We start from the raw sequence: 11,494 nt of genomic DNA on the forward strand, positions 1-11,494 counted from the left end.
CTCCTATTTTTCATAAATTCTTTTAATTAATTCCTTCAGTTCCATAAAAGTTGAGCGATAGATATTTACATCCCCTCCGTACGGATCGAGTACATCCAAATCAGTTCCATGCCCATTTACATATTCTTTCAATGTATATATTTTATCGGCAGCTCCTGGAAAAATGTTAAGCAACATATTTTTATGCGATGAAGTCATCGTAAGGACAAGGTATGCCCAATCCAAATCTTCTTTTGTTATTTGTTTCGATTGGTGGTTAACTTCAATTCCATGTTCTTTCAACACATGAATTGCGTTGATGGCAGCATTTTCTCCTTCCGAAGCAAACATACCACCTGACTTTGCCGCACCCTTTCCAAACCACTCGCTATTAAAAATCGCTTCCGCCATCGGGCTTCTGCAAGTATTTCCTGTACATACAAAAAGAACATTCACAATACTACCACCTTATCCATCGTCATTATTTTATTTAATAGGTAAAAAGGCCGACTAGAATATAGAGAAAATTATGGCATAATTCAATAAAAAAAGACAGCTCTCTTTAAAGAAAAGCCGCCTTTCTTACGATATCCAAATATTATGTAAATTGAAATAGAAGCTTAAGCCCAAATGCAATCAGTATAATCCCACCTAGCAATTCTCCATAAACACCGAGCAGACTTTGAACTTTCCTCCCAATCAATAGTCCACTCCACGTTAAGAGTACGGCAACTACACCAAAGCACAAGGCGGCAATTGCTGCCCTAGCTCCAAACATTCCTAAACTAAGTCCAGCTGAGAAACTATCCACACTTAAAATAAGGGAAAAAATAATGATTCCCCCGCCTACAGGCAATACAAGTGATTGCTGATCAGTTCTAAAACAAAATACAATCATTTGTAGGCCGAGAATGACAAGCAGAATTCCTCCGATATTTCCTGTAATTTTTCCAAATGTCTCTGATAACATGTGCCCTGCTAAAACGCCAATTAGTGGCATTACAACATGGAAAATGCCAACAGTAATTCCGATAAAAAAGATTTGCTTTAATCTTAGCTCATATATTCCCATGCCGAGGGAGACAGAAAAGGCGTCCATCCCGACCGCAAATGCCATGATTAATAATGTGATCATTTCTGGGAGCACTGTCTTCTTCCCCCTTTCCCCATTGGACGTGCCTATAGGGAACATATGCGAATAAAAAAGGGAATAGACTTATATTTTTTGACGAATCCAATTGTGGCCCGCAGCCTTGTCTAGTCGATTCATAATGGCTACACCTACCCCCGTTTCTGGAAACGTCTCTGAAAAAATGATATCTAGTTGAGCATCATCGAAAGCACGAAGAGAATAATATAGCGAGTGAGCGACTTCGCTTAAGTTATTTCTGCTGCCACAATCAAGAATCAAATCAGCCTCATAATAAGAAGCATTTTCTGACGAAGCCATGACCCCTACTTTTAAACCTTCATTTCTTTTTTCATTGACTAATGACTGGAGCCAATTAGGTTCACCTTCTACTAAAAATAAAGGAGCCGCAGGTGCATAATGCTTATATTTCATTCCGGGTGATTTCGGCTTTTGCTCTTTATTCTTTAATGTTGTATCCATTTCAACGTGATCTATAACGAACTCAATATCTTCCTTTGAAACTCCGCCCGGCCTTAAAATAATCGGTGTCGTTCCGGTACAATCAATCACTGTCGACTCAACGCCAACACCTGTTGGACCTCCATCAACTATACCAGCAATTTTTCCTTCCAAATCTTTTGCTACATGGTCTGCAGTTGTTGGACTTGGCTTTCCCGATCGATTTGCGCTTGGAGCAGCTATCGGAAGCCCTGATGCAGAAATAAGTGCGAGCGCCACTGGGTGATCCGGCATTCGCACCGCAACTGTATCAAGTCCTGCCGTTACATAATCGGACACAGCACCTTGCTTTTTTGGAAAAATTAACGTTAATGGACCTGGCCAAAACGCGTTCATCAGTTTCATAGACTTTTCTGGAATTGCGGCAACGAGGTCATCAAGCTGGCTTGTAGATGAAATGTGGACAATTAAAGGGTTATCCACTGGCCTTCCCTTTGCAGCAAAGATTTTAGCTACTGCTTCATCTGATTTGGCATTAGCCCCAAGTCCATATACTGTTTCTGTCGGGAAAGCGACGACTTCGTTTTTTTGTAAAAAAGTAGCTGCTTCATCTATCTGTGGATATTTTTTATTATTATCCACATTTTTATCCACAGACCATCTTTCTGTTTTCATTTTTAAAGCCTCATTCCTGTTTGTTGATATTCTAATATTTTTTAAGAGATTCGCAGTAAAATAAAGACGGTTTATACACATAATGTGGATAACAACCACATATCTAGTGGATAACTTCTGTGATTTATGTATATAAACTGCCTTTTAAAATATTTTATTAAACAATTCTACAATAAAAAATTTCACTTCTACTTTATTTTCCTCTTCTTTTACAAATGTAGGAGACTGTTCATTCTTTTGTCCATGCTCATTATCCACAGTTTTATCCACATCACTTGTAGATTTATCCACATTACTGTGGATATCATTATTCATATTTTCATCTTCCTCAAAGCCAGGGCTCACAGCTAAACTATTAGAAAAATCCAAGAAACAAAGAGGTGGAAAAAGGACACACCACCAATTAGAACCTTTTCCTTTCCCAAGTGTGATTAAGATCGCTTCATACGTGCCTGCAGGATAAAGATATTGACCATATAATTTAGTAGGAAACTGAACATTGCCGAATTCTACTTTCACTGAATAGTCAAGGTTACGTGCTGCTAATTCTTGCCTTGCAATTTCCTCCACATGATCTAGTCTTGAAGTTATTGTGGATCTTGCTGCTTCTATTGACGTTAAATCTTGTACCCAATTTGTGATCTCCGCATTAACCGCATCTCGGATCGCTCTCTTTACTTCTTGATCTGTTTCTCCATCACTGTTAGCCAATATTCTTAAACGAATCGCCTCTCCTGGAATGACAAGAGGATCAGACGCCTTTGCCATTTCCTGTTTAGGAATGAATAAACTCACCACAGTAGCGAAAACAAGAATAATTAGATATACCCAAGCTATATGTTTTTGATAGAATTTATGTTTCATATAATCATACATCATATCCATCTGCCCCCTCTAGAAGGCATTATGGACAAAATAATAGAATTCTAAACACTAATTAATTGATTTGCGTTAGTACAATTCTATCTTTTCCATTTATATCAAAGATTATCTCCGTTTTGCTATTTGGGAAAGCTTTTTTCATCAAAGCTGCGACTTCTTCTCCTTGACTAGCGCCAATTTCAAAAGCGACGAGTGCTTTTTCATTTACGATTTTTGGCAAGTCGTTAGCAAATCTTCGATAAAAATCAAGACCATCTTCTCCACCAAATAAGGCGTTATGTGGTTCATGTTCACGAACGACTTCAGATAAAATATCTTCTTCACCAATTGGAATATAAGGTGGATTTGAAATTACGATATCCCATTTTTCGTTTGAAAATGGCTCTAGTAAATCTCCATGCCGAAAATCTATTTCCGCTCCTAGCGTTTCAGCATTTTTCTGAGCTATTTTTAATGCAGCTTCTGAAATATCCGATGCAGAAACTGCCAGGTGCTGCCGCTCCAGTTTCATCGTTACCGCAATCGCTCCACTGCCAGTCCCGATATCTGCACATTTTAGCTTAGAAGACGGATCAAAATATGAATCCACCCTCTCTAACACAGCGACAATTAATTCTTCTGTTTCCGGCCTAGGAATAAGCACATGCTCATTTACACTAAATTTTCTTCCGAAAAATTCTTCGTACCCGATGATATGTTGAATCGGTCGGCCTGAAATATGCTCCTTAACTGCCTGAAGGAAATGATTGTATTTAGACTCAGGTAGAACCATTCTTAATTCCGATAGGAGCCGAGCCCTGTTCCATCCTAATATCCACATTAATAACAGCTCGCCTGCATTTTCATCTCGGCCATGTTCTTTTAAAAAAGAAGAAGCCCAATTGAGGGCTTCATACACTTTTTTGTGCATCATTATTCTTCCACGCTCTCAAGTTTTTTGGATTGATCTTCAATGATTAGAGTATCAATCACTTCGTCGAGCTTACCTTCTAAAATTTGATCAAGCTTTTGAATTGTTAACCCAATGCGATGATCTGTTACACGGTTTTGCGGGAAATTGTATGTGCGAATTCGTTCGGAACGATCACCCGTCCCAACAGCAGACTTACGGTTCGCATCATATTCAGCCTGTGCTTCTTGTTGAAACATATCATAAACTCGGGCACGCAATACTTTCATGGCTTTTTCTTTATTTTTAATCTGAGATTTTTCATCCTGACAAGAAACAACAACGCCCGTCGGAATATGTGTTAAACGAACTGCTGACATAGTCGTATTTACGCTTTGCCCACCTGGTCCGCTCGAAGCAAATGTATCAACTCGGATATCTTTTTCATGAATATCTACTTCAACTTCTTCTGCTTCAGGAAGTACAGCAACTGTCGAAGTCGATGTATGAATCCTACCGCCTGATTCCGTCTCAGGAACACGCTGTACGCGATGAGCCCCATTCTCATATTTCAACTTGGAGTAGGCACCATTTCCATTGATCATAAAAATGATTTCCTTATAGCCACCAAGTCCAGTCGAATGAGCTTCAATGACATCAATTTTCCAGTTTTGCGCTTCTGCATAACGGCTGTACATACGGTATAAATCACCCGCAAATAGCGCTGCTTCATCGCCGCCTGCTGCACCACGAATTTCCATAATGACGTTTTTATCATCATTCGGATCTTTCGGTACGAGTAGGATTTTGAGCCGAGCCTCTAGCTCCTCAAGCTGATCCTCGAGTTCACCGATTTCCTCTTTTACCATTTCACGCATGTCAGCATCCAGCTTGTCTTCAAGCATTTCTTTTGCTTCCTTATATTGAGCTTGCGCATTTTTATATTCACGATATACTTCAACGGTTTCTGCAATCGCCGATTGTTCCTTTGAATAATCCCTTAACTTTGTAGAGTCGCTGACTATTTCTGGGTCGCTTAAAAGCTCGTTCAACCTTTCGTAGCGCTCTTCTACAGATTGTAATTTATCAAACATCTTTTTCACCTCATACTGTTTGCATAAGTGCACTATTATAGTATAACGTTCACTTTATCCAAAGCAAATATTTCTTGTAAAAAAGACGTCCTTATTTAATTTTTATTTTTTCAGAGCCAACGATCCATGATGGGTAGAAGGAAAGTTCAAGGGAGATCGGACCTTTGACGGAATGTAGGCTTTTAATATTGATTGCGTGTTCATATACTTGATAATCTTCGTTATCAGCAAAATTCGAAAAGCCAGATTCCGAAATTAATTCCTTTCCATTGCGATCTTTAGGTGTACTAAACATAAAATAGGAAAACTCCTCTTTTGTACGCATCTTAAAAATTAAGTCATCTCCAGAAACTGTCACTTTAGGATTAAATCGGCTTCCTTTTGGCTGTTTGATGATTTTTTCCTTTTCGATGTCTATCACTAAATTGGCCTCATCCTTATCTATTGCTTGAATTTTATTAATAGCTAAATAAAGTTCCTTTGGTTCGTTGAAATAATTACTTTGCAAGTAGACAATTTCTTCATCATCAGAAATACGTGAGCCTGTAATACCGTTTTGAATTTTACTCCATGTTTCACCCTTTTCATCTACAAGACGTAAATCATCAAAATTTAATAGTTTTTTTGTGTTTTTTGGATCCATTTTTACATGAAGCGCCACTCTTAGTGGATAGATTTCTGCATTAACAAAGGTTATTTTTTGTCCTTGAATCGTCACATCTTTGTTAATGGCAAGTTGCTTTGCTGGCTTTACTTCTTTTAGTGTAAAAGGCATTTTGAATGCCTCAGAATAACCGCTTGCCCCTACTGTTATATCTAACTGAAAATTCCTTGCTTCATAAGGCTCTTTAAAGAAATATTCAATCATTCCTTGATAAGTAGAGCTTTTATCAGGAATATGCGGCGCCCCGAAACCAAAAGACGATTGATTTAATTCCTTTCCATCTACACTTTTTATATCTACTTTTTCAATCCACATCGATTCGTATTTTTTTTCGGGTTGCAATGAATAAAACAAAACAAGCCCATTTTCATCCGCAATCGCCCCATCTATTGTTAGCTTTACTCCATTTTTTTCTTCCGAAACACCAATTTCCTGATAATATTCATTCTCGACCGCTGCAATCATTCCTTTATCATGAATAATCATCTCAACGATTCTATCCATACCAGGAATGGCCGCGATGTAAGAAGCAAATGCAGGTGATACTCGAATGGAAGTAAAGAATCCGCCAAAAATAATAACAGCTGCTGCACAGGAAAATACCCACTTTTTAATATTTGTTTTCCTCTTTTGCTTTGCTTTTTGGAATCCTGCCAGAATAGCTGCATCTATTGCTTCTACCGGAATAGTGGCATCATCATATGTACTTTTGAAATCGGCCAGTTTCTTCTCTTCTTTTTCAAACACTCGAACCCGCTCCTTTCTCTTCCAATATGTCTCGCAGCCGCTTCAATGCTTTATGTAGCCAGGTTTTAACTGTCCCTTCCGGACATTGCATCGCCTCGGCAATTTCTTTTATTTTCATATCGTTGAAGTACTTTAACGTTAGTAGCTCACGGGACCTTTCATCGAGTTTTAACATCGCATCCTTCATTTCAAGCTCATCGAATTTTTCCGACACTGCCAAGGTCTGGATTATTTCATCATCAACTACATGCCGCTTTTTCATTTTTAATTGATCATTGCAGTAATTGATCATTATTCGAAACAGCCAAGTTTTAAAAAAATGGGCGTTCCGTAATGTTCGAATATTTTTATAGGCACGAAACGTCACTTCCTGAATGGCTTCTAAAGCCTCATTGTCGTTTTTCAAAAAAGCGAGTGCCGTTTTATATAAATCCACTTTATATTCATTCATAATTTCTAAAAAGGCTTCATCATTCCCTTTTATAGCCTTTTTAACTAGTTTCTCACCAATCACCAAAATCCCCCTTTCTATATATTAGACAGTGTAGCGTGAGAAAAGTTTTAGAAAAATTAAAAATAGTCCTTGAAGATGATCAAGGACTAACTTTATGTACTCTTTATTTACCGTTTTCAATTGGTTGATGCAAATTTGCATTCGTTCCTGCAGGTACTTCGTGATGATGTCTACATCTTGCTTCATACGCTTCGGAAGCCCCAACTAAAATAATCGGGTCATCATAACAAGCAGGTTCACCATTAATAAGACGTTGAGTTCTGCTAGCGGGTGAACCGCAAACTGCACAAACTGCATGAAGCTTTGTCACTTGTTCAGCAACAGCCATGATATGAGGCATCGGACCAAATGGTTCACCTCGAAAATCTTGATCCAACCCTGCAACGATCACTCTGTGACCACTATCTGCAAGCTGCTGAGCAACCGAGATAAGTCCGTCATCAAAAAATTGAGCTTCATCGATCGCAACTACATCGATATCTGCATGTACGGTCTTTAATATTTCAGTTGAATCTTTCACTGGTTGTGCATTCACAGCTGCCCCATTATGAGAAACAACTTCATTTATACTATAGCGGTCATCTAATTGTGGTTTAAAAACCATAACACTTTGCTTTGCGAATTGTGTTCTCCTAACACGTCGAATCAATTCTTCTGACTTTCCAGAGAACATACTTCCGCAAATGACTTCAATCCATCCTGTGTGCTTAATTATATCCATGAGATGACTGCTCCTTTCAAATTTATATAATAGGCATGCTATATGAAGGTTTATGCTTCTTATGCCAGAGTAAAAAACTTTTATACGAGAGTATGGCCACTTTATACGAGTGAAAGTGTGTTTAACCGAGAGTCCAACACTCATACGACAATCGAAACTTTTTAAAAGAGAATTATCATAACATATGCGGCAATTGAATCCACTTATGCAGGAAATATGTCATTCGTGACTACTCATGCGACTAATAAATTCCCTTATTCTGGATGTCTTTATTATGAAAAATAACCTTATCGTATCATTTTGTCCCATTTCAGGCAATAAAAAAACAGGCAAGCAATTCTTGCCCGTTTTTTTCGGTTTATTACTTAAGACCGTATTTTTTATTAAAGCGGTCAACGCGGCCATCCGCAGATGCGAATTTTTGACGTCCTGTGTAGAATGGGTGGCATTCTGAGCAAATTTCAACGCTTACCTTATCTTTTACAGATCCGCTCTCAAATTCATTTCCACAAGCACATTTAACCATTACTTTTTTATATTCTGGATGAATTCCTGCTTTCATTACTTTCATCTCCTTATGCCCTGAATCATTTGCTGAAACAGAGTTATCTATCGTGATGCTTTTTGCATATTTTACTTCAAAAATACATTTTTCATTATAACAAGTGCTTATTCAAAATGCAATATTTCAATATGAAAAAATTAAGCCTTATAGTTTTTGAACATCCTCTTAGAGAATTGTTTTTCCATTCGTATTTCCTTTTGCTTCCGCAGCTGCCAACATACTGAAAAAATCTTCGTTCGTTTTGGATTGACGGAGCTTTCGTAAAAATTTCTCTGCAAAGTCCGGGGAGTCCGACATGACCTTACGAAGCTTCCAAAGCTTTTCAAGCTGTTCTCTCGGAATAAGTAGCTCCTCTTTTCTTGTTCCGGAACGCCTAATATCGATTGCAGGGAAAATTCTTCTTTCTGCAAGCGAACGGTCAAGGTGAAGCTCGAGGTTTCCGGTTCCTTTAAACTCCTCGTAAATCACATCATCCATACGAGAACCTGTGTCGACAAGAGCTGTAGCTAAAATCGTTAAACTGCCGCCTTCTTCGATATTTCTAGCTGCTCCGAAAAATCGCTTCGGACGGTGAAATGCTGCAGGATCGATACCACCTGATAGTGTTCGTCCACTCGGTGGAATTACTAAGTTATAAGCGCGGGCAAGTCTAGTAATACTATCCATCAAAATGACGACATCGCGTTTATGCTCCACTAATCGCATCGCTCGTTCTAAAACAAGTTCAGCTACTTTTATATGATTTTCTGGTACTTCATCAAACGTAGAGCTAACAACCTCTGCATTGACTGAGCGCTCGATGTCTGTAACTTCCTCAGGACGCTCATCAATTAATAGAACGATCAATTCCGCTTCCGGATGATTCGTCGTAATTGAATTTGCAATTGATTTTAAAAGCATTGTTTTCCCAGCTTTTGGAGGTGCAACAATCAATCCACGTTGCCCGAATCCGACCGGTGAAATTAAATCCATGATTCTAGTTGATAGATTCGTTGGTGTTGTCTCAAGCTTAATTTGGCGGTCAGGATAGAGAGGTGTTAAAGCAGGAAAGTGAACCCGTTCTTTTGCACTTTCAGGATCGTCGCCATTGACTGCTTCTACATGCAATAAACCGAAATAACGTTCGTTTTCTTTTGGCGGTCTTACTTTCCCCGATACTTTATCCCCATTACGTAAATCAAAACGACGGATTTGCGAAGCGGAAATATAAATATCCTCTGAACTTGCCGAATAGTTAATCGGTCTTAAAAAACCAAACCCCTCTGATTGAATGATTTCCAGAACGCCTTCCATGAAGAAGTACCCTTCACGTTCTGCCCTGACTTTGAGGATCGCAAATATCAATTCTTTCTTAGTCAATTTGCTGTAATATGAAACCTTATATTCACGGGCTAGCTCATACAATTCTTTAAGTTTCATATCTTCCAATAGTGAAATTGTTAATTCAGCCATTTCGACACCACTCTTTTTAAATTTGATCTAAAGATAAAAGTACAAGCACCTGAGTCCTATTTTTGACTATGGCTATTTAATCTCAAAGGACTACCAGGGCTAGACAAAAAAACATACTTCATAAAAATAATATTCACAATAATACATAAAATAAGATCAAGATCGTTATTCACCGGAAAAAGGAATCTATACATACCTTAGGTAGAAAAAACTCTCGTTGAAAAAACATTGATTAGGAGGAAAATAATAATACTTACAGTAAAACATTCGAAGAGTATGAAGAGGTTGAGGAAATATGGCCTCATCCATATGCCTATTTTACATGGAAATGGTAGTACTTGCAAAGGAGAGTCTAGCTTTTTTAGACTCTCCTTTAAAACTTTATTAAGAACTTTTTAATTGTTCCATTTCTTCCTCTGTCATTTTTTCACGCCAGATGGTTGCCCCAAGTCCATTTAACTTCTCAACTAAATCACTGTATCCTCGATCAATATGCTCAAGTCCCGCTACTTCTGTTATCCCTTCTGCAAGCAATCCTGCAATTACAAGAGCCGCACCCGCTCGCAAATCAGAAGCTTTTACTTTGGCACCTTGTAAATTCGATGGTCCATTTACGATAGCGGAACTGCCTTCCACTTTAATGTTAGCATTCATTCTCCGTAATTCATCTATATGTTTAAAGCGCGCGGAATAGATTGTATCTGTTACAATCGATGAACCCTCTGCCTTTGTCAACAGTACGGTAAACGGCTGCTGCAAGTCTGTCGGAAATCCAGGGTAAACAAGTGTTTTAATATCTATCGGTTTGAAATCAGTATTTTTTCCGATAAAAATCTGATCGTCCCCTGTCTCAACCGGCACTCCCATTTCACGCAGTTTAGCAGTTAGTGATTCAAGGTGATGCGGAATAACATTATCAATTAATATTCCTTCTCCAGCTGCTGCACCAAGAATCATAAATGTACCTGCTTCAATTCGATCTGGAATGATCGTGTGACGGCACCCGTCCAAACGATCAACCCCATCGATACGGATTACATCGGTTCCAGCACCTTTGATTTTAGCTCCCATATTGGTTAATAATGTAGCAACATCAATGATTTCAGGCTCTTTAGCTGCATTTTCAATGATGGTACGGCCTTTTGCCCTCACTGCTGCTAGCATAATATTAATCGTAGCGCCTACACTGACGACATCTAAATAAATTCTAGAGCCCCTAAGTTCGTCTGCACGGAGATATATGGCTCCTTGTTCATTCGTCACGGTTGCCCCTAAAGCTTCAAACCCTTTAATATGTTGATCAATTGGTCGTGGGCCTAAATGACATCCACCCGGAAGACCAATCACTGCTTTTTTAAAACGTCCAAGCATGGCTCCCATTAAATAATAAGAAGCTCTAAGTTTCTTAACTTTACCATTTGGAAGCGGCATGGAAATCATTTTACTGGGATCAACAGTCATTTCTCCATCTTGAAAAGTGACCTCTCCTCCTATTTCTTCTAGGAGTCCTTTTAATGTATGAACATCTGAAATATCCGGAAGGCCTTCTATCGTCACAGGTGATTCAGCTAATATCGTAGCAGGGATTAGTGCAACGGCGCTATTTTTTGCCCCACTCACTTTAATTGTCCCTTTTAACGGATATCCACCTGCTATTTTTAGCTTTTCCATTTTAGTCTTCCTTTCCAACTCTTTGGGTACATATTCCAAATCATATTTTT

The 11,494-nt window shown here is 38.6% G+C and carries 12 protein-coding genes; all 12 read right to left on the reverse strand.

Annotated features, from left to right (window positions below; genetic code table 11):
- Positions 1-3: 3 nt before the first annotated feature.
- Positions 4-438, reverse strand: a complete 435-nt coding sequence (locus KHA93_RS13780; RefSeq protein ID WP_213112933.1) for a low molecular weight protein arginine phosphatase — start codon at positions 436-438, stop codon at positions 4-6.
- A 139-nt stretch (positions 439-577) separates the two neighbouring features.
- Entirely contained in the window at positions 578-1,114 is a 537-nt protein-coding gene (locus tag KHA93_RS13785; RefSeq protein ID WP_233711162.1) for a manganese efflux pump MntP, read from the reverse strand.
- An 81-nt stretch (positions 1,115-1,195) separates the two neighbouring features.
- A complete protein-coding gene (locus KHA93_RS13790; protein WP_213111256.1) occupies positions 1,196-2,245 on the reverse strand; it encodes an L-threonylcarbamoyladenylate synthase in 1,050 nt (349 codons plus the stop codon).
- 144 nt (positions 2,246-2,389) lie between these two features.
- Positions 2,390-3,124, reverse strand: coding sequence for a stage II sporulation protein R (gene spoIIR, locus KHA93_RS13795; protein WP_349772296.1), 735 nt, complete (start codon positions 3,122-3,124; stop codon positions 2,390-2,392).
- 58 nt (positions 3,125-3,182) lie between these two features.
- Positions 3,183-4,037 (reverse strand): peptide chain release factor N(5)-glutamine methyltransferase, encoded by an 855-nt coding sequence (prmC, locus tag KHA93_RS13800; protein ID WP_213112935.1) that lies wholly within the window; start codon positions 4,035-4,037, stop codon positions 3,183-3,185.
- Between the two features lie 2 nt (positions 4,038-4,039).
- Entirely contained in the window at positions 4,040-5,110 is a 1,071-nt protein-coding gene (gene prfA / locus KHA93_RS13805) for a peptide chain release factor 1 (protein WP_213111257.1), read from the reverse strand.
- 91 nt (positions 5,111-5,201) lie between these two features.
- Positions 5,202-6,521, reverse strand: a complete 1,320-nt coding sequence (locus KHA93_RS13810) for a DUF4179 domain-containing protein (protein ID WP_213111258.1) — start codon at positions 6,519-6,521, stop codon at positions 5,202-5,204.
- On the reverse strand, positions 6,514-7,035 hold the full coding sequence (locus KHA93_RS13815) for a sigma-70 family RNA polymerase sigma factor (protein WP_213111259.1): 522 nt from the start codon (positions 7,033-7,035) through the stop codon (positions 6,514-6,516). Before KHA93_RS13815 ends, KHA93_RS13810 begins: the two co-directional genes overlap by 8 nt.
- A gap of 103 nt (positions 7,036-7,138) precedes the next feature.
- Positions 7,139-7,756, reverse strand: a complete 618-nt coding sequence (locus KHA93_RS13820; protein WP_213111260.1) for a thymidine kinase — start codon at positions 7,754-7,756, stop codon at positions 7,139-7,141.
- A 361-nt stretch (positions 7,757-8,117) separates the two neighbouring features.
- A complete protein-coding gene (gene rpmE, locus KHA93_RS13825) occupies positions 8,118-8,318 on the reverse strand; it encodes a 50S ribosomal protein L31 (protein ID WP_213111261.1) in 201 nt (66 codons plus the stop codon).
- Positions 8,319-8,486: 168 nt separating this feature from the next.
- Positions 8,487-9,773, reverse strand: a complete 1,287-nt coding sequence (rho, locus tag KHA93_RS13830) for a transcription termination factor Rho (protein ID WP_213111262.1) — start codon at positions 9,771-9,773, stop codon at positions 8,487-8,489.
- 384 nt (positions 9,774-10,157) lie between these two features.
- Positions 10,158-11,444, reverse strand: a complete 1,287-nt coding sequence (murA, locus tag KHA93_RS13835) for a UDP-N-acetylglucosamine 1-carboxyvinyltransferase (protein ID WP_213111263.1) — start codon at positions 11,442-11,444, stop codon at positions 10,158-10,160.
- Between the last annotated feature and the right edge of the window lie 50 nt (positions 11,445-11,494).

This window comes from Lederbergia citrisecunda, from assembly GCF_018343695.1.
GTDB classification, from domain to species: domain Bacteria; phylum Bacillota; class Bacilli; order Bacillales; family Bacillaceae_C; genus Lederbergia; species Lederbergia citrisecunda.

Bases quoted from the DNA above. Each gene is read 5' to 3' on its own strand.
- KHA93_RS13785 (WP_233711162.1), bottom strand. From the start codon at position 1,114: ATGATCACATTATTAATCATGGCATTTGCGGTCGGGATGGACGCCTTT.
- KHA93_RS13790 (WP_213111256.1), bottom strand. From the start codon at position 2,245: ATGAAAACAGAAAGATGGTCTGTGGATAAAAATGTGGATAATAATAAA.
- spoIIR (WP_349772296.1), bottom strand. From the start codon at position 3,124: ATGATGTATGATTATATGAAACATAAATTCTATCAAAAACATATAGCT.
- prmC (WP_213112935.1), bottom strand. From the start codon at position 4,037: ATGCACAAAAAAGTGTATGAAGCCCTCAATTGGGCTTCTTCTTTTTTA.
- prfA (WP_213111257.1), bottom strand. From the start codon at position 5,110: ATGTTTGATAAATTACAATCTGTAGAAGAGCGCTACGAAAGGTTGAAC.
- KHA93_RS13820 (WP_213111260.1), bottom strand. From the start codon at position 7,756: ATGGATATAATTAAGCACACAGGATGGATTGAAGTCATTTGCGGAAGT.
- rpmE (WP_213111261.1), bottom strand. From the start codon at position 8,318: ATGAAAGCAGGAATTCATCCAGAATATAAAAAAGTAATGGTTAAATGT.
- rho (WP_213111262.1), bottom strand. From the start codon at position 9,773: ATGGCTGAATTAACAATTTCACTATTGGAAGATATGAAACTTAAAGAA.
- murA (WP_213111263.1), bottom strand. From the start codon at position 11,444: ATGGAAAAGCTAAAAATAGCAGGTGGATATCCGTTAAAAGGGACAATT.